The organism is Paenibacillus salivarius (genome assembly GCF_051307165.1).
Classification (GTDB): Bacteria; Bacillota; Bacilli; order Paenibacillales; family Paenibacillaceae; genus Fontibacillus.
Genome location: NZ_CP195592.1, coordinates 340,857 through 366,504, shown reverse-complemented (window position 1 = coordinate 366,504; position 25,648 = coordinate 340,857). Strand labels below are relative to the sequence as shown.

23 protein-coding genes are annotated in these 25,648 nt (G+C 48.8%); 6 read left to right on the top strand and 17 right to left on the bottom strand.

The window, feature by feature from the left end; all coding sequences use genetic code 11:
* Window positions 1-82 precede the first annotated feature (82 nt).
* Together ACSFXJ_RS01730 and ACSFXJ_RS01725 are read right to left on the bottom strand one after the other, a co-directional pair.
* Window positions 83-2,740 (bottom strand): KGGVGR-motif variant AAA ATPase, encoded by a 2,658-nt coding sequence (locus tag ACSFXJ_RS01730; protein WP_435923506.1) that lies wholly within the window; start codon window positions 2,738-2,740, stop codon window positions 83-85.
* Window position 2,741: 1 nt separating this feature from the next.
* A complete protein-coding gene (locus tag ACSFXJ_RS01725; RefSeq protein ID WP_435923505.1) occupies window positions 2,742-3,161 on the bottom strand; it encodes a hypothetical protein in 420 nt (139 codons plus the stop codon).
* Window positions 3,162-3,543: 382 nt separating this feature from the next.
* Here ACSFXJ_RS01725 and ACSFXJ_RS01720 point away from each other — a divergent pair, with 382 nt between their 5' ends.
* Window positions 3,544-7,965, top strand: a complete 4,422-nt coding sequence (locus tag ACSFXJ_RS01720; protein ID WP_435923504.1) for an endo-1,4-beta-xylanase — start codon at window positions 3,544-3,546, stop codon at window positions 7,963-7,965.
* A gap of 89 nt (window positions 7,966-8,054) precedes the next feature.
* On the opposite strand, the gene ACSFXJ_RS01715 is transcribed toward ACSFXJ_RS01720, so the two are convergent.
* The 8 genes from ACSFXJ_RS01715 to ACSFXJ_RS01680 all read right to left on the bottom strand — a co-directional run bounded on the left by ACSFXJ_RS01715 (window position 8,055) and on the right by ACSFXJ_RS01680 (window position 14,605).
* On the bottom strand, window positions 8,055-8,531 hold the full coding sequence (locus ACSFXJ_RS01715; RefSeq protein WP_435923503.1) for a GNAT family N-acetyltransferase: 477 nt from the start codon (window positions 8,529-8,531) through the stop codon (window positions 8,055-8,057).
* Between the two features lie 276 nt (window positions 8,532-8,807).
* Window positions 8,808-9,221, bottom strand: coding sequence for a Na+/H+ antiporter subunit G (locus ACSFXJ_RS01710; RefSeq protein WP_435923502.1), 414 nt, complete (start codon window positions 9,219-9,221; stop codon window positions 8,808-8,810).
* The gene (locus ACSFXJ_RS01705; RefSeq protein ID WP_435923501.1) at window positions 9,205-9,486 is read right to left on the bottom strand and encodes a Na(+)/H(+) antiporter subunit F1; all 282 of its coding nucleotides are present in this window, start codon (window positions 9,484-9,486) and stop codon (window positions 9,205-9,207) included. Before ACSFXJ_RS01705 ends, ACSFXJ_RS01710 begins: the two co-directional genes overlap by 17 nt.
* Entirely contained in the window at window positions 9,483-9,962 is a 480-nt protein-coding gene (locus ACSFXJ_RS01700) for a Na+/H+ antiporter subunit E (protein ID WP_435923499.1), read from the bottom strand. Before ACSFXJ_RS01700 ends, ACSFXJ_RS01705 begins: the two co-directional genes overlap by 4 nt.
* A gap of 14 nt (window positions 9,963-9,976) precedes the next feature.
* Window positions 9,977-11,452 carry a Na+/H+ antiporter subunit D gene (locus tag ACSFXJ_RS01695; RefSeq protein ID WP_435923498.1) on the bottom strand — a complete coding sequence of 492 codons (1,476 nt, stop codon included), beginning with the start codon at window positions 11,450-11,452 and terminating at the stop codon, window positions 9,977-9,979.
* Window positions 11,445-11,783, bottom strand: a complete 339-nt coding sequence (locus ACSFXJ_RS01690; protein WP_435923497.1) for a Na(+)/H(+) antiporter subunit C — start codon at window positions 11,781-11,783, stop codon at window positions 11,445-11,447. The genes ACSFXJ_RS01695 and ACSFXJ_RS01690 overlap by 8 nt, the downstream gene beginning before the upstream one ends.
* A 1-nt stretch (window position 11,784) precedes the next feature.
* Complete coding sequence (locus ACSFXJ_RS01685; RefSeq protein WP_435923496.1) at window positions 11,785-12,207, bottom strand: Na(+)/H(+) antiporter subunit B; 423 nt, start codon at window positions 12,205-12,207, stop codon at window positions 11,785-11,787.
* A complete protein-coding gene (locus ACSFXJ_RS01680) occupies window positions 12,194-14,605 on the bottom strand; it encodes a Na+/H+ antiporter subunit A (protein WP_435923495.1) in 2,412 nt (803 codons plus the stop codon). Before ACSFXJ_RS01680 ends, ACSFXJ_RS01685 begins: the two co-directional genes overlap by 14 nt.
* Before the next feature lie 124 nt (window positions 14,606-14,729).
* Here ACSFXJ_RS01680 and ACSFXJ_RS01675 point away from each other — a divergent pair, with 124 nt between their 5' ends.
* Window positions 14,730-15,416: a universal stress protein gene (locus ACSFXJ_RS01675; protein WP_435923494.1), complete on the top strand. Its 687-nt coding sequence runs from the start codon at window positions 14,730-14,732 to the stop codon at window positions 15,414-15,416.
* A 76-nt stretch (window positions 15,417-15,492) separates the two neighbouring features.
* On the opposite strand, the gene ACSFXJ_RS01670 is transcribed toward ACSFXJ_RS01675, so the two are convergent.
* Together ACSFXJ_RS01670 and ACSFXJ_RS01665 are read right to left on the bottom strand one after the other, a co-directional pair.
* On the bottom strand, window positions 15,493-16,056 hold the full coding sequence (locus ACSFXJ_RS01670; protein WP_435923493.1) for a tyrosine-type recombinase/integrase: 564 nt from the start codon (window positions 16,054-16,056) through the stop codon (window positions 15,493-15,495).
* A gap of 152 nt (window positions 16,057-16,208) precedes the next feature.
* Entirely contained in the window at window positions 16,209-16,421 is a 213-nt protein-coding gene (locus tag ACSFXJ_RS01665; protein WP_435923492.1) for a DUF378 domain-containing protein, read from the bottom strand.
* A gap of 151 nt (window positions 16,422-16,572) precedes the next feature.
* On the opposite strand from ACSFXJ_RS01665, the gene ACSFXJ_RS01660 reads away from it, so the two are divergent.
* Window positions 16,573-17,115, top strand: a complete 543-nt coding sequence (locus ACSFXJ_RS01660; RefSeq protein WP_435923491.1) for a hypothetical protein — start codon at window positions 16,573-16,575, stop codon at window positions 17,113-17,115.
* Between the two features lie 73 nt (window positions 17,116-17,188).
* Here ACSFXJ_RS01660 and ACSFXJ_RS01655 read toward each other — a convergent pair whose 3' ends face one another.
* Window positions 17,189-19,267, bottom strand: a complete 2,079-nt coding sequence (locus ACSFXJ_RS01655; RefSeq protein ID WP_435923490.1) for a beta-galactosidase — start codon at window positions 19,265-19,267, stop codon at window positions 17,189-17,191.
* A 171-nt stretch (window positions 19,268-19,438) separates the two neighbouring features.
* Between ACSFXJ_RS01655 and ACSFXJ_RS01650 the strand changes: the two genes are divergently transcribed.
* Window positions 19,439-20,272 carry an AraC family transcriptional regulator gene (locus ACSFXJ_RS01650; RefSeq protein WP_435923489.1) on the top strand — a complete coding sequence of 278 codons (834 nt, stop codon included), beginning with the start codon at window positions 19,439-19,441 and terminating at the stop codon, window positions 20,270-20,272.
* Between the two features lie 65 nt (window positions 20,273-20,337).
* Here ACSFXJ_RS01650 and ACSFXJ_RS01645 read toward each other — a convergent pair whose 3' ends face one another.
* A complete protein-coding gene (locus tag ACSFXJ_RS01645) occupies window positions 20,338-20,727 on the bottom strand; it encodes a YmaF family protein (RefSeq protein ID WP_435923488.1) in 390 nt (129 codons plus the stop codon).
* Between the two features lie 365 nt (window positions 20,728-21,092).
* Between ACSFXJ_RS01645 and ACSFXJ_RS01640 the strand changes: the two genes are divergently transcribed.
* Together ACSFXJ_RS01640 and mscL are read left to right on the top strand one after the other, a co-directional pair.
* Entirely contained in the window at window positions 21,093-22,388 is a 1,296-nt protein-coding gene (locus ACSFXJ_RS01640; RefSeq protein WP_435921440.1) for an IS110 family transposase, read from the top strand.
* A gap of 401 nt (window positions 22,389-22,789) precedes the next feature.
* Entirely contained in the window at window positions 22,790-23,164 is a 375-nt protein-coding gene (gene mscL / locus ACSFXJ_RS01635) for a large conductance mechanosensitive channel protein MscL (protein ID WP_435923487.1), read from the top strand.
* A gap of 59 nt (window positions 23,165-23,223) precedes the next feature.
* Here mscL and ACSFXJ_RS01630 read toward each other — a convergent pair whose 3' ends face one another.
* The 3 genes from ACSFXJ_RS01630 to ACSFXJ_RS01620 form a co-directional block, all read right to left on the bottom strand.
* A complete protein-coding gene (locus tag ACSFXJ_RS01630; protein WP_435923486.1) occupies window positions 23,224-24,123 on the bottom strand; it encodes a helix-turn-helix transcriptional regulator in 900 nt (299 codons plus the stop codon).
* Between the two features lie 307 nt (window positions 24,124-24,430).
* Window positions 24,431-25,255, bottom strand: a complete 825-nt coding sequence (locus ACSFXJ_RS01625; RefSeq protein WP_435923484.1) for an alpha/beta fold hydrolase — start codon at window positions 25,253-25,255, stop codon at window positions 24,431-24,433.
* Between the two features lie 12 nt (window positions 25,256-25,267).
* Window positions 25,268-25,579, bottom strand: coding sequence for an epoxide hydrolase N-terminal domain-containing protein (locus ACSFXJ_RS01620; RefSeq protein ID WP_435923482.1), 312 nt, complete (start codon window positions 25,577-25,579; stop codon window positions 25,268-25,270).
* Window positions 25,580-25,648: the final 69 nt, after the last annotated feature.

The following is a 25,648-nucleotide window of genomic DNA, read 5'->3' as shown; positions in this document are numbered from 1 at the left end:
GATTTAGATAAAATAAAAACACTAAAAAAGAGACCCTCTCAGGTCTCTTTTAAATATAACTGTTACACACCGAACCTTAATGCTAAAGCCTTCTTTTGGCACGTTTTAATAATGAGAATACTTTTGGACGAGCACCTCTTTGCAAACTAAAATCTAATCCCCTTCTAATGATTTCAGGCATATAAAAACCATCATCAAGTTTCACCAAATAACCTTGTTGCTCCAAGAGTTTTGCCTCACTATTGCTTATATCATATTCTTCAAGCTGAAAGGGAACCTGTCTTTGCTCGACAGTTTTTTTACGGAGTTTCTCGAAAATTTTAGCAAGGGTTGGCATTTCTTGGGTAATTTCTTCTATTTTCTTATCCGAGCAAGGCTTAATAGCATTTCTAATAGCAGTTGGAGATAAGAAACGGTCAGAGGTAGAAGAAAATCTTTTACTTTCTTCAGCCGCATTTTTGAGAAACCGAATTATATCCCTTGCTTGTAGTTGTTCATTTAAGTCAGAAAGAACCGCGATGATCCAATTTGCAGAATAGGCCTCGTTTGATTTTAACGTACCTAATTTAATTCCCCATAATGGGTAAAGTGCCTCTTCCAAAAGTTCATCTGTAGCAATTTCAATTGGAACATTGCCTTTATAAAAAGCTGGATCCACAGATGTACATAACCAAAGGGCTAATCTCAAAGCTTCAACATTTGTCCATTTTAACTCATACTGCTCATAAAGCGAGTTGAATTGTCCCCAGTTTTGTTCAATTGCATTCATTGCTAAATCTCTTCGAATAAACACTAGAAGTCCTATCCTGCTATCTGGTATTGATTTTAATTCATTTATTACTCCTTGGGTTAAAGCTCTGATAGCTACTCGTTGTTTTGATTCGATTGTTACATTTTGAAATATCTCTTCCAATCCGTCAATAATAAAAACGATTTTTTTATTCTTTTCAATTAGGTAATTTTGAAGTTCATCAATTGTAGTGACTCCAGTACCTGTGCTTTCTAACAGCAGTTTCCTCCAAAATGCTTTCCACTCTGCCTCGGTTCCTTGGCTTGGATTGAACAACTCAATTTGATCGGTTCTATCCAGGAGCTCACGAATCGTCATTTTAAACCCAATAGAGTTTTCTAACGACTTTAAATGTAACTCCATTTCAGTAACCGACTTTTCTGCAAGATTCTTTGGTTTTAGGAAGGGGACAATAAACGTACTATCTTCATTATTTGAATGACCTTCAACTTTACTAAGGAACCTATCCCAAGTGCCCGATCTAAGTAACTGTAAATAAGCAAAGGTCTTCCCTGAACCTTTAGCACCCAATATTACAGATATTGGCGTGCTCAACCTATACTTTCTAGATAAATTTCTAAGGGCAGTAGTTGTTAAAAAACTTGAAAAAAGCGTTGTTTCTGCGTGCTCCATTTCAGATGCTTGACTAATTAAACTATTTAAAAATACTCCTCTTTTTTCCTCAGTAATATTTTTGTTAACCTCAATATAGGATTGGTCAAAAATATCCATAAATAACTTATCGATTATCTTTAGCATATCTGTTCCATTAAGCTTTTTGCTAATTGAATCTAATCCCTCAAGGTGAACCAAATTTGAAGCAAAAGGTAAAAATTCCACCTGAACTCCAGGAGAAGCAATGTAGTCCTCCTCGTTATTAAAGACCTTAAAGGTTGAAATAAGGGCTTCTTCCATACTAATTCGATCATTATTACTTATTTCATCCGGAACCATAGACATAAGTATTACCGGCATATTTCCAGGGTTTATCCAATCGTGTCTGTTGTTCAAATTTTTTAAAATAGTCTGGGTACCTTGCCTTGACTGTAGGGAAGTTGAGGAAACAAAAAATTTCTTTACACGTGGGTCAATTAATAGCGGAGCAGCGAATTCTGATATACCTGCTCTCAAATCGATAAATACAGCATCAACCCCCAGACTAGTCCCAAGATCAGAAAGAATATCTGCCATTAGCCATTCACGACCACTCATCTGAATTACTACTTCTGGCGTTACTGGCATTGACATAACCTGGCTTGTGTCCCTATATGTCGGAAGGAAATAATGCTCAACCTCCAGATCCTCTAATGGAAGCCTTAATACTGATTCCTCAATTTTCTTTGTGATAAAGGGAATAGCCACCTCCTTCCAATTTTTGGTTTCATGAATAATTGAGAGCATGTCAATAAAACTAATATCGCTTTTAAATCCCTCTTTTTCGGCCAACCATGTCATACCCGGAGCTTCAATGTCACCATCAACGATTAGTACTTTAAAGGGATTCCCAGACTTGCTTTTTTTCATACTTAACGAAATAACAGCCGATAGCAAAGAAAGAGTTCTTCCAACTCCTCCTTTGTAAGAATGAAATGCAACAACTGGAACTCCATTAAGTGGCTGTGGAGAATTAATCCTTTCCCCAGTATTCTTAAAAAGTGGTAAACTACTCCTTTCATAAATTTCATCAGTTCCAACTACTTCAAAGATAACTTGAATTGCGTGACCGTTGTAATCTAAGCTAATCTTATGCTCATTTTCAGAATAATGAAAACCAAACATTTCTCTAAGCACTTGATTTGTCAATACTAGATCAATTTCTGTAAAATTTCGTTTGAAAGATATAATCAATTCATTTGTGTAGACATCGACTTTTGCCCATTCTCTCGGCCATTTATTCCTATCCTCATAAACCTTTTTTTCAATATCATACCAGGTATAATATAAACTCATGTTAAATCCTCCCTTCTATCCATTCGACTATTTCCACTAAGGTTTGTTCAATTTCGTTATCTCGCTCTTGAGAATTTTGAATTCCATATCTCCACACCTGATTATATTCCGAGGGAGACGCTTGTTTTTCGTTTAAACACTCCATGTTTGGTAATGAGAAATGGCTATAACCTAAAAACTGCAACATATATTTTATATTATGCCCATTTTTCCCACTCATCCTAACCTTTAATTCACTATGTTCCAAAAACGCCTCAGTAGTTGTCTTTCTAATTTTCTTTAATAATAATACCTTTAGTCCACATTCGACTGCATAGAATAATAGTAATTTATGAGAAACCCTTATTTCCGTAGCAGATTTATACACACTTGAATGACAAAAGAATGTTTTTTTCAACTCATGGATTTTTGCAGGGATCATTTTAAACCTCTCTTAAATCACTTTTACCTTCATAATATAAGTTTTAAATATAAAAAACTATCTTTATCATGTAATCATCTACTCATTTATTTACTTAGAAATTTAGAAAGAAACACACTGTATGTAGCGATGTTACTATCTTAATCAATCTTTGTTTGTACTACAACTAGTAAAGGTCTAACCTTCTACTTGGGAAGTATGGATTAATGAAACAACCTGCGTGGTAAAAATTATATAAAAACCTCGAATCATCCTTTAATTTCGACTAAGACGCCCTTTCGCCCCGAATGGTATCATCTGGTTTTGAAAGGAGGTCCGACCCAATACATTTGTAAGCGCTTAACCAAGTTCATCAAAAACTACTTTAGGGGGAGTGCACGAAATGAGGAAATTGACCAAGCAGGCCCTATCGCTTTTGCTGACATCGGCCTTGCTTATTCCGTCCGGCTGGTTCGCGTCGTCAAGCGCGAGTGCCGCAGCGGCAGGATCGGCGGACACCGTAACGGTTTTCCACGAAACCTTTGCGAATGGCCAAGGTGCCGCAACGCAATCGGGCGGGGCTCGTCTTACGCCTGTCACCGGCAAGGTTTTTGACGGCAACGACGACGGGGGCGCGTTATATGTAAGCAACCGGGCAAACAACTGGGATGCGGCCGATTTCAAATTCGCCGACCTCGGGTTGGAAAACGGCAAAACCTATACGGCGAATGTAACCGTGTATGTGGATGCTACCGAGAATGTGCCTAGCGGCGCCAAGGCGGCGCTCCAAACCGTAGACAGTTACGGGAATTATGCCGAAGCGGACTACGAAGCCGGCAAAGCCGTGACGTTGACGAAAGAATTTACCGTCGACACAAGCAAAGACAAGGCATTGCGCATCAACTCGAATGACGACGGAAAATCGGTTCCTTACTACATCGGAGATATCCTCATCACGGCCAAAAATACATCGAACACCACCGAAAAAGAAGTTTACCGCGAAACCTTTGCGAACGGACCGGGGGTTGCGACGCAAGCAGGCGGCGCCAATCTGTCGGCCGTCACCGGCAAAGTGTTTGACGGCAACGACGACGGCGCGGCGTTATATGTAAGCAAAAGGGTGAACAATTGGGACGCGGCGGACTTCAAGTTCAGCGACCTCGGTTTGCAAAACGGCAAAACCTATACGGTGACCGCGGCCGTTTATGTGGATGACAACGTGGTTGTGCCTAGCGGCGCCAAAGCGGCGCTTCAAACCGTGAATAGCTACGGAAATTATGCGGACGCGGATTATGAAGCCGGCAAAGCCGTCGTTTTGACGAAACAATTTACCGTGGATACGAGTAAAGATACAGCGCTTCGCATTAACTCCAACGACGAAGGCGCCGCTGTTCCTTTTTACATTGGAGATATCCGCATCACTGAAAAGGTAACCTCCGGCGGTGGAGAAGAGCCGCCTAGGGATCCGGCCTTGCCTTTCGTTCCGATTGATTTTGAAGATCAAACCACGGGCGGTTTCGAAGGCAGATCCGGGAATGAAACGCTGACCGTCACCAATGAAGACAACCATACCGAAGGCGGTTCGTATGCCTTGAAGGTAGAGGGCAGAACATCGACGTGGCACGGTCCTTCGCTGCGCGTGGAAAAATACGTGGACAAAGGCAGCGAATATAAAATTTCGGCCTGGGTCAAGCTGATCGATCCTGCAAGCTCGCAGATTCAGCTGTCGACTCAAGTCGGTGACGGCGGCAGCGCAAACTATGTCGCACTTGCCCCGAAAACGATCAACGCGACCGACGGATGGGTTCAATTTGAAGGAACTTACCGTTATAACAGCGTAGGCGACGAGTTTTTGACGATCTATGTGGAAAGCTCGAACAATGCGACGGCCTCTTTTTACATCGATGACATCCATTTTGAAAAAACGGGCTCCGGCCCGGTGGAAATCGAGAAGGACCTGACTCCTATCAAAGAGGCATACAAGAACGATTTCCTGATCGGAACGGCGATATCCGCGGAAGATCTGGAAGGCGTCCGGCTTGAGCTGGTAAAAATGCATCATAATGTCGCCACCGCAGGCAACGCCATGAAGCCGGATGCGCTGCAGCGCGAAAAGGGAACTTTCACCTTTGATTCGGCGGATGCCATGGTTAACAAGGTTCTCGCCGAAGGCATGCAGATGCACGGGCACGTGCTCGTATGGCATCAGCAAACGCCGGATTGGATGAATACCGATACATCGACCGATATGCCTTTGACGAGAGACGAGGCTCTTTCGAATATGCGTACCCATATCAGAACCGTTATGGAGCATTTCGGAGACAGAGTGATTTCCTGGGACGTCGTCAATGAAGCGATGAACGACAACCCGTCAAATCCTGCCGACTGGCAAGGGGCTCTGCGCCAATCCAACTGGTATAAATCGATCGGTCCCGACTTTGTCGAGCAGGCCTTCCTTGCCGCAAGAGAAGTGCTCGACGACCACCCCGATTGGGACATCAAGCTCTACTACAACGATTACAACGATGATAACAAAAATAAAGCGGACGCCATTTACCACATGACGAAGGAGATCAACGACAGATACGCGGCGGCTCATGGCGGTAAACTGCTGATCGACGGGATCGGGATGCAGGGCCACTATTCGGTGAACACCAACCCGGCCAACGTGGAACGGTCTCTGGAGCAGTTTATTTCCCTGGGCGTCGAAGTCAGCGTCACCGAGCTGGACATCCAAGCCGGAAGCAACTACGAGCTTTCCGACAAGCTGGCGGAAGCTCAAGGGTATCTTTACGCGCAGTTGATGGAGCTTTACAAAGCTCACAGCGATCATATCGCGCGCGTCACGTTCTGGGGGCTGGACGACGGCACCAGCTGGAGAGCAGCTTCCAATCCGCTGCTGTTCGATAAAAATCTAAAAGCCAAGCCGGCTTACTACGGCGTTATCGCCCCCGTTAAATTTATGCGGGAACATACGCCGGATACCACGGACGCGAACAAATCCAAGGCGGTGTATGCGACCCCTGTCATTGACGGAACGGTGGATGCCGCATGGAGCAAAGCGACGGAGATGCAGATCAACCGCTATCAGATGGCTTGGCAAGGCGCGACCGGTGTGGCCAAAGCACTCTGGGACGATCAAAATCTGTACGTTCTGATCCAGGTGAGCGACGCGCAGCTCGACAAGAGCAGCGCGAATGCCTGGGAACAGGATTCGGTCGAAATTTTCCTGGACGAAAACAATGCGAGAACGACATTCTATCAGGACGACGACGGACAATTCCGCGTGAACTTCGATAACGAAACCAGCTTCAGTCCGGACGAAATGGCCCAAGGCTTCGTATCCGCAACGAAGGTTTCCGGGACGAATTACACGGTGGAAGCGAAGATTCCGTTTAAAACGATGGCGCCGGGCAACGATAAAAAAATCGGCTTCGACGCACAGATCAATGACGCCAAGGACGGCGCGCGCCAAAGCGTTGCCGCCTGGAACGATACGACCGGAAACGGTTATCAGGATACGTCCGTTTTCGGCGTGCTTACGCTGACCGGAAAACCGGGCGGTTCCAGTGGCGGCAGCACGGGAAGCAGCGGCGGCACCTCTGGAGGAAGCGGCAGCAGTAATGGCAATGCCCCTCAACCAGGCGGTGTCGTGAATGAGAACGGCTCTGTGACGATCAAGCCGGTAGTGAAAGTGGAAGACGGCCGTACGGTAGGCGCCATTTCGGGCGACAGCTTGAAAAAAGCGCTGGAACAGGCGGTTCCCGGCACCACGGGCAAAAAACAAATCGTTGTCGAACTGGCGAAGCAAGCGGGCGTCGATTCTTACGAGCTCCAGCTGCCGGCTCAAAGCCTGAACGGCCAAGAGAGCTTTGTCCTGTTGCTGAAAACGGAAAGCGCTACCCTGCAAATTCCGGGCAACATGTTGTCAGGTACGACAGAAAGCGATGGGCAAATATCCATTCGAGTAGGCAAAGCGTCTACGGACAATTTGGGTACGGCAGCCCGCGAGGTGATCGGGAACCGGCCGGCGATCGATCTGAGCGTACAGGTCGGCGGCAAGACCATCGCATGGAATAACCCGAAGGCGCCTGTAACGGTATCGATCCCTTACGCGCCGAGCGCTTCGGAACTCGCCAATCCGAACAACATCGTCGTCATGTCCATCGACGGCAACGGCAACGCGATAGCGGTTCCGAACGGCCGATACGACGCGGCCGCCAAAGCGGTCGTTTTCCAAACGGCCCAATCCGGCACCTTTGCCGTAGCTTTCGTATCCAAAACCTTCGGCGACCTGCAAAGCGTCCCTTGGGCAAAACAAGCCATCGACGCAATTGCGGCCCGCGACGTCATCAAAGGCACGGCTGGCGACAGCTTCTCGCCTGGAGCCGAGATTACGAGAGCGGACTTCATCGCGCTTCTGATCAGAGCTTTGGAACTGCAAGGCACGGGTAAAACCGGAGCATCGTTCGCCGATGTTCAGCCAAACGCTTACTTTGCCAAAGAGCTGGCCATTGCGAAGGAGCTGGGCATCGCCTCCGGTTTTGAAGATAATACGTTCAGACCGGGTAGCCACATCACCCGTCAAGACATGATGGTGCTCACGGCACGTGCGCTTGCCGCGGCCGGCAAGCAAGCCAACGGCAACGCGGGTGCTATCGGCGCTTACTCGGATGCGGCAAGCATTTCCGGTTACGCCAAAGACAGCGTTGCGGCATTGGTGAGCAAAGGCATCGTCAACGGCAAGGACGGAAAAATCGCGCCGGGCGATTCCCTGACCCGTGCTGAGGCGGCTGTGATCCTGTACCGCGTTTGGAATCTGTAACGACAACCTCGCGCACGAACTAGTAAAAGAGGCTGACTTCCGTATATTTATTAACGGGAGTCAGCCTCTTCTGTTCGGAAAGAAAACAACTACAAATCACGAATATACCATGCATCGCATGCAAAATGGTCGGAACCGGCCAGAGGGGCATCCAACGGCCGAAAGCCGTGCTTTACATAGAAGCGGTTGGCTGCTTCCATACTTTTTAGCGTCTCCAGGTAGCAAGCGTTATAATGCCGTTTTGCAAAATCGAGTGCGGTTTGCAACAGCTCCGTCGCCAGTCCCGTCCCTCGGGCATCGGCAACCAAGTACATCTTCTGCAGCTCGCAAATCCGTTCCTCGGGGGAACCGAATTCCGCGATGCCGCAGCCTCCAAGCATCTTGCCGCTTGAATCGAATGCAACCCAATAGGCTCTGCCCTCTGGGCTATAATAATCGGACAAATGGCTTAAACTCTCGTCTTCCCAAGCCAACCCCGCGCGATTTCCGCCAAACTCGATCAGGCAATTCCGAATAATTGCTTCTATGGCACCGTTATCTTCGGCTTGGATGTTTCTGATTCTCATGCTGTCCCTCCATTATGGATGAAAATTCGACCATAAAAGTCCGCAAAAGCGGTCATATCGCTAATTATATACGAAATTTCATACAGAAACCTTCGCAATTCCGCCAAACGCCCGATTTGTGGTTGATATTTCATACAGAATGGCCCATACGACGCTAAAATACGAATTTATGTATGAAAAATCATACAGAATCAGGGCGCATGAATAGATCAAAGGCGAACCGCAGCTGGCAAAGCCGCGATTCGCCTAATCCCTAACAGAGGAACCTTACTTACTTTACTCCGTAACCTGAAGCGGATGCTTCTTCTCCTCCAGGTTAACCTTGTTTTCCTCTTCAACCTTCTCATTCTCCATATAATAGTCCTTCAATTCATCCTCGGCGGTCCCCTCCGCTAACGGCACACGGTGACGGTAGGCTGCCCGGCAGATCACGTGCGCGGCCACCGGGGCGGTCAAAAATACGAAGAAGATGCCCAAGATGAGGCGGATGCTGAAATAGCCGTCGGAAATCAGAAAGTACAGCAAGGTTCCGACCAACGCGCATAACACGCCAAGCGTAGAACTTTTAGATGCAGCATGAGACCTTGTATAAACATCGGGCAAACGTACATTGCCGATCGCGCTGATCAAGCTGAACACGGCTCCGATGAGAATAAGGATCGCTCCGACGACTTCACCGCTTCCGCTCAATCACAGCACCCCTTTCGATAAACCGGGCAAAGGCCACGGTCCCTATGAAGGAAAGAATCCCGATCAGCAAGATGAGGTCAAAAAAGGCATGCGTATGCAAGAGCACGGAGAACACGGCGATACTGGCGATCAAATTAATGCCGACGGAATCCAGCGCCTGAACCCGGTCCGCACTGGACGGCCCTTTGACGATCCGGTATAGATTGGCCAAGATGGAAACCATGAGAATACATAAAGCGATGATCAAGATCGTCTCGAATATCATTTTCTGGTCACATCCTTTATCGCTTTTTCAAAAACGGACTTCGACTTTAATACGGAATCCTTCGACTCCGGCATATTCAGGCCGTGAATGTACAGCGTCTTCGAATCTGGGGTGATCTCCATAACGACCGAGCCTGGCGTTAAGCAGATCAACAATGATAAAAGCGTAATTTCCAAATCCCCCTCCAAATCGGTATCCACCTTGAAGATTCCCGGTTTTACATCGATTTTTGGACGGAGCACGTGCTTCATGACCATCATCGAGGAAGTGATCAGCTCATGAATGAAGATAATCAACAGCTTGCCGACCGCGGTCAGCGTAAACAGATAGAACGGCTTTTTAAAGAAACGGCGCATGCACAGTAAAATAAAGAGACCGACAATATAGCCGCTGATAAAGTTTAAGACGCTCATTTCGTCCTGCAGAAACATCCACAGGTAGGCAATAAATATGTTAAGCAATACCTGAACGGGCATGGCTGTCTCCCCCCTTAATCAAACACGGCTTGAATGTACAGATTCGGATTCAACAATTCCTCCGCGGCTTGGGCCACATAACCGGCAATCCCTTCGGCCCCGATTCCCAAAGCAAGACTGGCAATCGTCAATAGGGCAATCGGTAACAACAAGCCCTTCGTCGTCCCCTTCTCTTCTTCCTGACTCAGAATCGTCTCTCCCCAGAACGCGTTCATGAACATTTTGATCATCGAATACAGAATGAACAAGCTGGCCAGCAACCCGATTCCTCCAAGCCAGTAATAACCGGCCTCGAAGGTGCCTTGAATCGTAAATACTTTGCCGAGGAAACCGCTCAGCGGAGGAATTCCGACCATGGACAACACCGCGATGAAGAACATCCAGCCGAGTTGGGGATGAAGCCGAATCAAGCCGCTAATATCTTTCAACCGACTTGTTCCCGTGAGATGAATGACCGTTCCGCCGATCAAAAAGATAAGGGCTTTGATCAGAATATCGTGCAGTAAATAGTAGATCGAGCCCATCAAGCCTTCATGCGTGAACGAAACGAGTCCGAGCATGATAAAGCCGACGCTGATGACGACATTGTAGGTGATTATTTTTCTCAGATCCCCGAAACCTATCGCTCCAAGCCCCCCTAAAATCATCGTAACGGCAGCCAAAATACCGATGATCAGATGGGTGATCTGAGGCTCATGATAAAAGATCAGCGTAAACATGCGGATCATGGCATAGATGCCGACCTTGGTGAGCAATGCCGCAAAGATGGCCGCAATGGCCGTTGGCGGAACGCTATAAGATCCCGGCAGCCAGAAAAAGAGCAACAATCCGGCCTTTAAGGCAAAGACGATCAAAAACAACAAGGCGACGGTCGTAATCATCCCGTCCTGCCCCACTTCGGCGATCCGAACGGAGAGGTGGGCGAGATTCAGCGTGCCTGTCATCGAATATAAATAGGCCACTCCGATAAGAAAGAACGCGGAGGCGATAATGTTCGTAAAGATATATTTTAACGACTCGCGAAGCTGCCGCCCGGTACCGCCGAGCGTGATCAGTACATAAGAAGCAACCAAAAACACTTCGAAAAAGACATATAAGTTAAATAAGTCCCCTGTCAAAAACGAGCCGTTAACCCCTGTGATCAAAAACAGAAACAACGGGTAGAAATAAAGCTTCTCCTGTTTGCGGCAGATCGACGGAAAAGCATAGATCAAGCAGCAAACCGCGACGATGGAGGTTGCCAAGAGCAGCAAGGCGCTGAACATATCGCCGACAAAGCTAATGCCGAAAGGGGCCTCCCAACCGCCCAACTGCAGCGTCTGTATGCCGCCCTCCTTGACTTGGTTCATCAAAAGAACGGAAATGACGCCCGTGGCAAACATAGCAAGCAAGCTCAAAATCCGCTGAAGCTGTATATTTTTTTGGAAAATAATGAGGACCATCCCCGTTAACAGAGGAATGATCACCGGCGCGACCAACCAATTATTCATGCTCATTTCCCCTTAAGCGTTCCATGTCATCCGTCCCGAAATTTTGATAGGCCCGATAACATAGAACCAATACTAATGCCGTCACGGCAAAGTTGATGACGATGGCCGTTAATATCAAGGCTTGGGGCACCGCATCCGCAAAGCCTGCGGCTTTTTCCCCCAGAAGGGGAGCGCTCCCTGTCTTTAGCCCGCCGGACGTGATGAGCAGCAGATTCACAGCATGGCTGACGATGGATGCTCCAAGCACAATCCGAAGCAGCTGTTTCGACAGGATCAAATAGGTACCGATGGATACTAAAATTCCGACGAGTATCACGATGAGTGTCTCCATATTACCGATCCTCGCTTATGCTTAGAATGATATTGACCGCAGTGCCTATAACCGCAAGAGCCACGCCGGTGTCGAAAACCAATGCGGAAGCGAGCTCGGTATCGCCAAAAATGGGCAAATCCACATGGCCGAAGGTTTGGGTTAAAAAAGGTTCCCCGAACACCACGCCCGCCATTCCGGTTCCGACCGCAACCAACACGCCGATCGCCGAAAGCTTTTTAAAATCCATCCGAATGTTTTCTCTCACCTTTTCGATGCCGAAGGAAAGATACAGAAGAACGATCGCGGATGCCGTGCTCAGCCCCCCGATGAATCCGCCTCCCGGATGATGATGACCGTTCATGAACAAATAGATCGAGAAGGTCAAAATGATCACGGCTGCAACCCGGGTCACGCTTTTTAAGATCACGTCATTCGGTTTCATGTTGTTCCCTCCTTTTGGAACGCTGATGAACCAAGATATATACGCCCAGCCCGGCGATCGCCAGCACGGAGATTTCCAGCATGGTGTCGAAGCCCCGGAAGTCTACTAAGATGGCGTTGACGATATTTTTGGCGCCGGCCAGTTCATAGGCATTTTCAAAAAACGAGGTAATGGGCTCGAACAACTTGTGTCCGTTCGCGGATAATGCCAGCAAGGTCACGGTTAATCCCATCCCCACCGAGATGATCAGATTCGTTAGCTTGAACGGGATGCGTTCGATGCTTTTCTTCAGCTTCGGCAAATGATAGAAGCACAGCAAGAACAGAACCGTCGTTACGGTTTCCACGACCATTTGTGTCAGTGCCAGATCCGGTGCCCGGAAGATGACGAAAAACATCGAAACCATATAACCCAAAGCCCCCAAAGCGACGATCGCCACGATACGGTTGCCCGCCAACAAGACGGTAAAGGCAGCGATAATCATCGCGACCACCAGCCCGGCATCGAAAATGCCGATGGGCGCATCTTTGGAGAAGTCGAATTGCAAGCCATGGAACCCTAGAAGCGAACCTAACAGTAATATGACAAAAAACGAAAAAACGTAGATCAGATAATGTCTCAGCGAGCCTGTCATATACCGATTCGTCAGCGATGCCGAGAGCTTTTCCGTACCCGTCAAGCCTTGATTGTACCAATGGTTCAGCGTTAACCCCTGCGGAACGTTGCGGACGATCTGGATCCATCCCTTCGCCGTCTTAAAGAGCAGGATTCCGAAAGCGATAACCCCGATCGTCATCAGCAATTCCATGTTCAGTCCATGCCATGCGCTGATTTTGAGATCATATGGGGTCACGGGCATCATCGGCAAAACGGATGTTAATGCCGGGGCAAGAATATATTTTCCGAGCACATTCGGAAAGAAGAAAATCAAGATGACAAGCAGGCCCAAAATGAGAGGAGAAATCAGCATCCCCAAAGGCGCCTCATGCACTTTTCGCATCAGCTTTTCGGGCCGGAATCTTCCTCCGAAGGTTTTGAATACGAAGATCATGCAATACACGAAAGTAAATATGCTGGCCACCCAAGCTATAATCGGGAATAGCAAACCGATGTTTCCGAGTCCGAAAATGCCGGCTTTGGATACGTCATTCACGGCCGCAAAAAACATTTCCTTGCTTAAAAATCCGTTAAACGGCGGCAACCCCGCCATCGATAAACCGCCGATCAAGGCGATCGTGAACGTCACAGGCATCACCTGCATCAAACCGCCCAAGTAGCGGATATCCCGCCGGCCCGTCTCGTGGTCGATAATTCCGACGACCATAAACAAGCTTCCTTTAAAGGTCGAGTGATTGAACAGATGAAACAGAGCCGCAAAGGTAGCTACCGTAAAGACCGTTCCGCTCTCGCCGGGTCCGAAATAGACCGCCAAAGAACCGACCCCGAGCAGGCACATAATCAATCCCAATTGGCTGATCGTAGAATAAGCTAACAACGCTTTCAGATCGGTTTGTCTCAGCGCCGTCAGGGAACCGTAAAGCAGGGTGACGATCCCGATGCCGGCAACGAGCCAGAACCACACCGAGCTGCCGCCGAAAACCGGAGTCATGCGTGCCACTAAATAAATGCCCGCTTTGACCATCGTTGCGGAATGGAGGTAACTGCTCACCGGCGTCGGTGCCTCCATCGCATCCGGCAGCCAAATGCCGAAGGGGAATTGAGCCGATTTCGTAAAAGCTCCCAGTAAAATGCATAGCATGGCGGGAATAAACAACCCATGGCCTTGGATGAGCTCCAGATTCGCGATGATCTCCCGAATGCTGTAGGTGTCGGCCATCAGGATCAGCATAATAAATCCGGCCAACATGCCGAATCCGCCGAGAACGGTGATCATCATGGCCTTCAAAGCGCCTTGACGAGAGCTCTTTCGCTCGTACCAATAGGAGATTAATAGGAAGGAAGAAACGCTTGTTAACTCCCAAAATCCGTAGAGGACTAAAAGATGATCCGAAAATACCAGTCCCAGCATGGCGCCCATAAACATCAGCAAATAGATGTAAAAGTTATGGAGAGCCTCCCGCTCCTTGGACATATAAAAGATAGAGTAGATGATGACCAGGGTTCCGACTCCGGAAATGAGCAGGCCGAATAATAGAGCCAGCCCATCCACGTACGACGTCATGCTGATATCCAGGGTCGGGATCCACGGCAGGATATATTTATAGGTTTCTCCGGCCGCAACATCAGGTATATATTGCACCAAATAGATAAAGATAGATAAGGGTACGAGAAGAACAAACCATCCCGTATGTACTTGACGATTCAAATACTTGTACAGAAACGGAACGATGATTGCACTTATAAACGGAAGAAAAATAAAGGTATAGAATGTGGCCAAGCGCACTCCTCCTTACTTAAGAATCATTCTGCCTTAAATATGGTTTGACTCTTGTTGAAACATCAATTATAGTCTTACGTAGTTTAATTGAGCTCTACTATTACCTTGAGGTGAATTATTCAAAATGGATAACGTATATAATGAAAGCATTCTTGTTTGCGTTTATTATGGTCCAAACGGCGAAAGACTAATCAAACGCGGCTGTAAAATCGCGAATATGATGAAGGCTCCACTTTATATATTGACCATAGACCCCAAGCCGTTCGATGAATTGGATGCCGAAAAGGTATTCTATATCGAGCAATGGAAGGAATATGCCAATTCCCATCCGACGGCCCAATTTATTATGAAGGACAATGAAAGCCGTCCGGTTTCAAAGATCATTGCGGAAGTCGCCAGAGAAAAAAATATTACACAGATTATTCTTGGCCAAACGGCGCATAGCCGATGGGAACAAATTACGAAGGGATCGATTATTAATTCCTTGGTACGCGAGATCCCTTTTGTCGACCTGCATATTGTTTCGGTCGCCCGTTATATTCGGGATGAAGAAGGGATTTTTGAAAAGGGAATTCGTGCTTACTTAATTAAGGACGGGGACCGTTACAAACTAAGCTTCAACCACGATAAATCTACCGAATATGAAGGCATATTCTTTAAAGAAGCGGATACCGATTTCGATCATGGTATTTTTCGCTTTATGAAGGACGCTGAGACGCTTCAGGTCCTGGTTACCGACGGGATCGTCACCGAATTTAAAAACGTGGATATTCAAACGGCAATGAGTCTGAAAGACTCTGAAGATGAATAACATAAAGTCACTTGGGATTAGACACTCTCCGCATGTTCAATGTGGAGAGTTTCTTTATTTTCAAAAGAAAAGCATGCTATAAATTCACATCTACTTTGATAGGAAGCCTCTCGCTCTTGTCGATTCCCAAATACTTGAGCGTTTCGGCCGTGGAATGATGATGCAATATCGACTTTAAGATGGAGATGGCAACTCCCTTATAGTACGCGTGGTAACCAAACGTCTTTCTTAGGGTGTGCGTTCCGATCTTTTCCGATATGCCGATCTCCCTTGCCGAGTGGTTTATAATCCGATAGGCCTGCTGGCGGGTAATCGGACGGCAATCTTTTTTGGACTTAAATAGATAATCCTCCGGCTTCCAATCGATGGTGGACAAATACTCGCTTAAAATATCCCCGATCTTGCCGTTCAAGTAAAAGGCCTGTTCTTCCCCTGTTCGTTCATCCTTAATATAAAGAAACTGTTTTGCGTTCTGACCGTCCCAAACGTCTTGTACAGTAAGGTTCAGCAGATCGATAAGACTAATTCCCGTATTGATGCCCAGCACGAAAAGCAACAAGTCTCTGACTGAATGTTTTCTCAACTCCTCCTTCATCGCCTGAATGGTTTCAATGTCTCGAATCGGATTAACATACTCCACAGAGAATCCCTCCGAATAATGTTACTTAATTTCAGTGTAACATATATTAAGTAACATAACAATGAACGACTTGTTGAACTTTTTGTCCGTCACGGCGAAAAAACCCTGATCCCGAAGGGGTCAAGGTTTTTCCGATGCCGGTACTTTTCAGGTCATCTGGCGACCCTTTCCTCACTGACATCATTAAAGAATTTGATCGAGTACACCGCGCAAATTCCGACAATGACATAAACGATCCGGGAAAGCGTGGAGGTCTGGCCTCCAAAGATACCGGCTACCAGGTCATACTGGAAAAGGCCCACCAGCAGCCAGTTCAGTCCGCCTATAATCAACAACGTGAGAGCAATCACATTTAATGTTTTCATCGTCTCAAGCTCCTTGTAATGGGAAGTTACATATATGTATCTCCCATTTCGCCATCGATTATGTATCAAGTCCACCTGCATCGTGCCGATTTCTTTCCTGTAACTCCGCTTCATGTCGGGGAAAGGTGATTTTACGCAGGGGCCGCTCAATGTGGACGATATTTCATACAGAATTGCTCGAAATACGGACAAACGCCGATTTGTGGACGATTTTTCATACACATTTGCTCGTAATGCGCCAAAACGCCGATTTGTGGACGATTTTTCATACACATTTGCTAGTAATGCGCCAAAACACCGATTTATGGGCGATTTTTCATACACATTTGCTCGTAATGCGCCAAAACGCCGATTTGTGGACGATTTTTCATACACATTTGCCCGTAATGAGCTAAATTTCCGATTTGTGGGCGATATTTCATACACATTTGCTCGTAATGCGCCAAAACGCCGATTTGAGGACGATTTTTCATACACATTTGCTCGTAATGCGCCAAAACACCGATTTGTGGACGATTTTTCATACACATTTGCCCGTAATGCGCCAAAACGCCGATTTGTAGGCGATTTTTCATACACATTTGCTCGTAATGCGCCAAAACGCCGATTTGTGGACGATTTTTCATACACATTTGCCCGTAATGAGCTAAATTTCCGATTTGTGGGCGATATTTCATACACAATGAGATCATAGGGCCATAACCCCCCGAGACTCAAAAAAAAGACACCGATAACGGTGTCTTTGTGGTCTTCGGTTACACGAACAACTATTTGAGCACCATCACGCCATACGGCTCCAGAGGAACGTCTCCCTCAAAGGGTCTTTCGCTCAGCAAGTCGACCGCCTTTCGCTGAAACCGCAGTGTAACCGGCTTACCCGAATAGTTTAGGGCAAAAATGTACGCTTCGCCGGAAGCCGGGTTACGCCGGACAGCCAGTTCCACCTCGGCGGGTGCGAGTACGACATCCTCCGCCGTTTTCCGTAAACCCAGCTGCGGCAAAAGCTTGCGAACGACCGCCTCATTAAAGGCCGCTCCATAATAGTAAACACGACCGTTGCCCAGGTTGTTGACGGTCAGCGCCGGCTTGCCCGCGTAATAATCGGAAGCATACTCGGCGATTACCTTAACACTGTCCTGCTCGATCTGCAGAATATCGTTAAAGCCTTCGGCAAAGATGGCGGAGTCTTCGTTGTTTCCACCGTCAGCCTCCTCGTCCAGCCAACGCAGGGTAGGCGCTTGCACATTCCCCCTGATCAGGCTAAAGTCCTCGACCGTAATACCGCACAGCGATGCGGCGAAGCCAGGCATCGGCATCATCCGGCAATGGCCGTGCTCGTTCTTGTACCCGGTTCGGGCCCCGAACAACAGGACGCCGCCGGCTTCGACATAAGAGCGGAGAAGCAGGGCCACGGATTCCGTCAAAATCGCCGGATGCGGGTAGACCAGCACGCGATACCGCTGCAATTCTTCCAGCGTCGTTCGGTCCGACAGCATGAACGAATCGGCGGCAATATGTTCACGCTGCAGCGTTTTTAACCAGGCGAACGAACTCTGTCCCTCCAAAGGACCATGCCAATCGTCAAGCTCTCCGTCCCAGTGGTTGTCATAGTCGCTGACAATGGCGATGCTCGCTTCATATTTGCTTTGCGCCAGGCTGCCGCCGATTCGCGCCAGCTCCTGACCGACGTGGCCGGCTTCCAGCACTCTGCGGTTCGGCTGATTATGGTAGTCGTTAATGCCATGCCAGTATATTTCGGTGCCGAACAGCGCCGTACGCCAACGGAAATACAGCAGCATATCGGCGCCATGGGCGATCGATTGATACGTCCAAAGCCGCAACTGGCCGGGCCTTGGCGAGGCCATCCCCATCCGGTTGACCCAACCCCCGGGTCCGGACTGCTGCTCCATGACGCAAAAATTCGGGGAAATCGAACGGACACGGCTTAGATTCAAACTCCACTTGCGATCCAGCAGCGGTTCGGGTCCCTCGTCCGGATAGATCGTCGAAAACTGAGGATACGAATCATAGGAATAGAAATCCAGAAGCTCCTCCGTGAGCTTATGGTTGTCAATGTGACCGAACAAGCCGTTGGTCGTAATCCAATGCCGCTCTCCGACAACCTCCCGTAAAATATCGGCCTGGATCCGGGCGAATTCGATCGTGCTATGCGAGATGAACCGCTTCTCATCCAAGGCCTGATGCGGATTCGGACTGTCCGAAGGGTTTGGTCTCGGGAGGAACACTTGCTCCCAAGCCGTATAGGTTTGACTCCAGAAGACCGTGCCCCAGGCCTGATTGAGAGCGTCGAGGGAGCCGTATTTATTCTGCAGCCACAAGCGAAATGCCGCGTGGTCGGCTTCCGCGTAAAACTCGCCGATTTCGCAGTTCAGCTCGTTATCGATTTGCCAACCGACCACGGCAGGATGATCCTTGAATTGTTCGGCCATTCTTCTCGTGATCCGGGCGCAAAGCTCATTATAGATCGGGCTGTTATAGTTGTAGTGCCGCCGCAAACCATGATGGTAGGTGACTCCTTCCTTGGAAACGTTCAGCACTTCCGGATACCGGTGCGTCAGCCAAGCCGGGGGCGTTGCCGTCGGCGTGCCCAAAATGACCTTCAAACCATGACGATGCGCGGAGTCCAAGGCTCTATCGAACAAATCGAAGTTGAAAACGCCCTCCTCCGGCTCCATGATCGCCCAACCGAATTCGGCCATGCGGATGACGGAAAATCCAAGCTCGCGCATCCGGCGAAAATCATCGTCCCATAACGTCTCGTTCCAATGCTCCGGATAATAGCAAACGCCCAGTTGGATCGTCTCTTCCTTTATTGATTTCGCCATTCCCGTACCCTCCAGAACTAAATTTGTGATAAAATATTGCGACAGTATTTTTCTTTAAATTCTATTCTTAGCGAAATCTTATATAGAGTAAATAATCGAATCTTGCGAACCATATTAAAATATTGCGGATTTTATTCAAAGTACATTCTCAGAGTTTTCGAGGTGAGGTTTGTGAAGGAGCATATTTATTTGCCGATGCCGAGCTACCCGCATTATATCTGCTATCCGGAGTCATGCGGCCGTTATGCATTCGAGCCCGAGCACCACGAGAAAAGGGCGGCAGGAACGTTCAAAGACTATAATCTTCATGTCGTCGTATCGGGCAAAGGATATGTAATCCATGGAGGAGAGCGGCAGGAAATGTCGGCCGGTACGGGGTTTCTGTACGGGCCGGACGAGAGTCAGGTTTACGGAACGGATCCGGACGATCCGTGGGAGGTGCGTTGGGTCCATTTTAACGGGAATGGAGTGGAACAGTTCCTCAACGGCAAAGGCATGGGGGAAGTTTGGTTGTTTACGCTGGGCCAGCAGCGCGGTCGCGTCGAACAGGCGCTGGAACGGCTGACGCGGTTATCCGATACGTTCGAAAACGTCAACGAGCCTGCCATATCCGCTACGCTGTACGAAGCGCTCGCCGCGCTGTTGCATGACGCCGGCCACTATCGCCGGCTGACGGCAAACGGCACCCGCGGAAAAATGTTCGAAATTGCCGACTATATCCGGACCCACTGTGCCAAGAAGCTGAATTTAACGACCATTGCCGACCAAGCCGGTTACAGCCCGTACCATTTTACCCGTATATTTAGGGAAGCGGTGGGAAAGTCGCCGACGCATTATTTGACCGAATGCCGCATCTTGCTGGCCAAGAACCTGCTGGTCTCCACAACGCTCGCCATTAAGCAGATCGCCTACGAGACGGGTTTTAACCAGAGCAGCTATTTCATCAGCCAGTTTCATCGGATGACGGGCATGACGCCCCAGCAATTTCGGGATATGTACGGGTAACGGCCAAATAACCCGCTCGCCCGAGCGGGTTATCGCAAGGCTACCCGAGAACCTCATTCGTTTGTTTACCTGCTAACCTCGTTCCCTGTGTTTCCGCTATAATGATGGTTATGCGGGGTAGCGCCGTTCACCGTCGTCACCCCTTCAAAATGATGGATGTGGCCGCCTCCGGGGACGGGGACCGCCGGACCGGTTACTCCGGAAATGACATGCGAATGGCCATCGTCAAACGATGTTATCGTATGGTAACGGTGCGTATGCTGCACCCCGCTGGGCGCCGGTTCGGTCAGTCCGGCATAGACATGACGATGCCCCACGTCAAAGGAAGTCACGCCTTTAAACTCATGAGAATGCACCGGTCTTCCTCCCCAGGACGTAATATATAACTTGTGCGAATGACTCCCATCCGGATTGGTGGAAGAAATGACAACTCCTTTGACCGGAATCTTCTTCATGCTTATCATTCCTTTCTGCACGATGTGATCATAGACGGATGAATATGTGCATTTCACGGTTACTCTATGCCCTGCATCGGAAAATGCCTATGCGATCGTCTAGCTGAAGGCGATTGGGCAGCCCCAAACGCAAAAAAAGAGACCGCATGGTCTCCTTTTCAATCGAAAAATAGATCTATTCGGCCTTGAAGCCAGTCAGCAGCATCTATATAATTTGACTAATAGCAAGATTCGCAGCAACTTTTACATTAAAAGGAGCCATTCCTGTAATGAAGTAATTTGAGCTTTGAACAAAAAAAGCACCTCTTGTATACTGGGAAACGTTCCGGCAAGAACAAATCCCACATACGAAAGAGGCACTCAACATGAAGTATAAACTTAAGCAGAAACAGATTCAACGCATAACACAAATTACCGATTCAACGCTCGTAGTAGGAGCAGACATCGCGAAGAAGATTCATGTGGCCCGAGCAGTAGATTTCCGCGGTATTGAACTCGGAAAAGACTGTACGTTCCACAATGATGCAAGCGGGCTGACGAAGCTTGCGACTTGGATGAAGGAGCTTAAAGAAGCCCATGCCAAAACGGAGATCGTCTTTGGAATTGAGCCCACCGGGCACTACTGGTTCCCGTTAGCAGCGTACCTGAAGGAGCAAGGCATTAAAATCGTCGTCGTTAACCCGCACCACGTCAACAAAAGCAAAGAGCTAGAAGACAACTCACAGACGAAGAGCGACTACAAGGATGCGAAAGTCATTGCGGATCTCATTCGAAACGGCAAGTACTCTGAACCGAATCTACCGACAAAAGAGTATGCAGATCTCCGGATCCTCATGAATCTCCGAGAAAAGATGTCGGTTAGCCTTACGCAGGTTAAGGGTCGTATCGTCAATTGGTTCGACCGCTTCTTCCCGGAGTACACAGGCGTCTTCAAAGTCTGGGAAGGCAAGGCATCGCTTATGACGCTCAGAGAGTTTCCGCTGCCTGCTGAGATTGTGGCAAAAGGCTCCAGAGGCGTCCTGGAGCGTTGGAAGACAGATGTGAAACGTGGAGTGGGGATAAAGCGAGCGGAGAAACTCGTGGCTGCAGCCTCCACCTCGATCGGTCTTACGGAAGGCGTAGAAGCAGCTCGAATTGAACTGGCCGTCTTGTTGCAGCAATACGACCTGTTTAGTGAACAACTCGAGACAACCATGGCAAAGGTGCTGGAGATCCTCGAAAGTATTCCGGGCACTGCACAGATGTTGTCGGTGCCAGGCATCGGAGTGGTGACGGTAGCAGGGTTTCTGGCTGAAGTTGGGGATATTCACAACTACGACCATGGGCAGCAAATCATTCGTTTGGCCGGTCTGAACTTGAAAGAGAATAGCTCTGGCAAGAGAAAGGGCAGGACTGGAATAAGCAAGCGAGGGCGGTCACGTCTCCGAGCCCTGTTGTTTCGAGCCGTAATGCCGATGGTCGCCAAGAACCCTGCGTTCAAGGCACTGCACCATTACTATACGACGAGAAGCCATAACCCGTTAAAGAAGAAACAATCGATTATCGCGTTATGTGGAAGGCTAGTCCGTATTCTCTTTACGCTGGGAACCAAACAGAAAGAATATGATGCAAATGATGTATTGGGACCGGTTCGTCAGGCTCAGATGCAAGTGGCAGCTTAATCAAAGCATGACCTGTTAACTCTCGTTATCATTTAGCTTAGACAACGGAAGCACTGGAGCAGCCGAAGGACTACATTCCATAAGGGCATCGACCCCGTAAAGGAGCAAGAATCGGCATCCACCCCTTGAGAGGTAGAACGAAGGAATGTGAGGGCATAGACCCAGCGTGACATGGGAGGGTAAACCCCAAGGGTGAATGTGGATATCCAACTGTGCGATCATACCGAACCATCCACAGTTTTGGAATCTGACATCCTAAGCTCTATTCCCGCCTACGCTCTGACTCTAGTCCGTGCACAGGCTACATTCTCCGATATTACCGCTCAAGCTGTCAAAGTTGAAATATTGAGATTTTGTGAGAAAACAGGAGAAAACATTACTTTATAGTGGGAGTTATGTTCATGTGGAAAGAGTTTAAGTCTTTTGCGCTGAAGGGAAACGTCCTCGACCTGGCCATCGGGGTCGTCATCGGCGGAGCGTTCGGGAAAATCGTATCCTCTTTAGTCGCCGATATCATCATGCCCCTCGTCGGTTTGCTTTTGGGAGGAGTGGACCTGAACGGGCTCCAATTTACATACGGGGATGCCGTCGTAAAATATGGCGCGTTTCTTCAGACCATCATCGATTTCTTCATCGTTTCTTTCTCCATTTTCCTGTTTGTCAAAGCCATCAGCAGATTCAAACGGAAAGAAGAAAGCAAACCGGAAACACCGCCAGCCCCTAGCAGAGAAGAAGTGTTGCTGACGGAAATCCGGGATTTGCTGAAGGAAAAATAAATGAAACAGGGCCTCTCATCGAGGCCCTGTTTTTTTTCGTCTTTGGGATCAACCGCCGCCTACCCCGGCTCCCCGTATCTTCCCCGGATTTCCCGGATCTCCCTGAATAAGGCTTCCTTAAGCTCCGGAGGCGACAGGACGATGACTTTCGATCCGTAACTCAGAACGACGGACAAAGCGTATGCCTCGGTATAAAACACGGTCTCCACTTCGATATGATCGCCCGAATAACGGCATTGTCCCGCAAACTGTTCGGACACCCGGGGCTCCGCCGACCGTTCGAACCGCAGGCGGGCATGCATTCCTAAGGGCTTATCTTCAGGAAAAGCCGGCGCCGGCTCTCTCGGCTGAAACCTCTCTTCCTGCACGAGAAGAGCGCTTATCCTGGAAACGCGGAATAAGCGGGGGGCCCTCCGTGACAAACAGTACCCATCCAGGTACCATGCGCCGCGGTCCCAAACCAGCCGGTCCGGCTCCACCCTTCTCCCGGTTACCGTGCCTGAGGCGCTTCGATAAGAAAAACCGATGACCTTTTTCCGTTGAATCGCATGATAGATGACGCGAACGGTCTCTTTTTCATCCTGTGAAGTGCTCAGCTCCAACAGGATGTCATCCGTATATTCCCGGTTGGACAGCTTCGGATGAAGGCTGCCAAGCTTATCCTTCAACAGAGTGAACCTGTCCCCAACCGTTCCTTCCACACTTTGAAGCAGCTGGTATATGACCGAAAAATCCTGCACCGTAAAGTGCTGCTTGCTCAGAAAGAACCCGTCCATAATCTCAAACCCGCCATCCGCGCCGGTAAATGAAACGACCGGTATACCGGCCTGATTGATGAGCTCGATCTCCCGATAGATCGTCCGGGTCGAAACCTCGAAGCGGGCCGCCAGATCGGAAGCCCGGACGCGTTTCTTCGCCATAAGCTCCAAGGTGATCGCCAGCAAACGGTCCAGTTTCATTCGCTCACCCCGTTCCGAAACATTATTCCAATTAGCATACCAGAACGATACCGACGGCGTCGAAACCGGGAAATGAGACCGTGATCCATAATGAATGGGATGTTCGGTGCTCGCCCTATCCCCGCTCGGCCGCTCTAAGGAAACGTGATAGCGCTATTCGGCGAATTTGTGGGCTTATAGGGCAAATTTCTCCAAAATAGCGATATCCAGTTTCGTTAGATTCTCGAATCGCGCTATTTTACCCGAATAAGGTTATACAGTTTCGTTAGCCGCTGATCGTCATACCGTGCCATCGTTATCAGTCGCCTCAATCCAAGCTGCGGAAGAACCGGCGGAGATCCTCCACAAAGCGTACCGGCTTCTCCAGAGCGAAGAAATGGCCGCCTTCCGATGCTTCCGTCCAGTGCGTGATATTGTTTTCCCGTTCAGCAAAACATCGGATGGCCGTGTCATGGGTCACGGATACCAGTACACCTGTCGGAACGGTGCCTCGCTCCTTGGGCATCCACGCCATCGGGTCGTTCATGGATTCATAGTAGATCTGTACCGAAGATCCGGCTGTTCCGCTAAACCAATACAGACTGATATTGGTCAGCAAGCGATCCCGATCTATGGAGGCTTCCGGCAGAGCTTCCTCCGGATCGGTCCACTTCATGAACATTTCGGCGATCCACGCCAACTGGCCGACAGGCGAATCATGCAAGCCATATGCTAGCGTATGCGGACTCTTCGATTGGATTTGCAGGTATCCGTCGTTAAAGCTCTCCATGCGCGCCATGCGCCGTCGTTCTTCCTCGGATAGGGCCTCCATATCGCCTTCCTCGCCGGACGGGAACGTAAGGAGCGCGTTGAGATGAATGCCGATCACGCGGTCGGGCGCCAGTTTTCCCATCTCCGGCGCGATAAAGGCTCCGGTATCCCCGCCTTGAACGCAAAACCGCGCATACCCGAGACGATCCATCAGCTCAAGAAAGACTCCTGCGATGCGGGCAGGAGTCCAACCGGGTCCATTTAAAGGGGCGGAAAAACCGAATCCCGGAATCGACGGAATGACCAGATGATACGCATCGCCCGGATTTCCCCCATGAGCGCCCGGATTGGACAACGGCCCGATGACGTCCAGGAACTCCACAAAGGATCCCGGCTAGCCATGGATAAGCATCAATGGCTTGGCGTCCGGATCGGGAGACGGGATATGAAGAAAATGAATATTTTGCCCGCCGATCGTAATCATATATTGCGGAATTTCATTTAGTTCCCTTTCGTGCCTCCGCCAATCGTATTCTTCCTGCCAATATTCCTTCAATTCCTTTAAATACGACAGCGGGACGCCGCGGTCCCACCCGGTATCCGGTAATTCGGGAAAGCGTGCGCGGTTCAATCGTTCCTCCAGATCATCAAGTTCCCTCTGAGATACGCCGATTCGAAAGGGGCGAATTTGTTCTAAACTGTTCATGGCCATTCTCCTTTAAATGAAAGATAGGAGAAAGATACCATATCGATTATGACACCATGCTTGTCATAA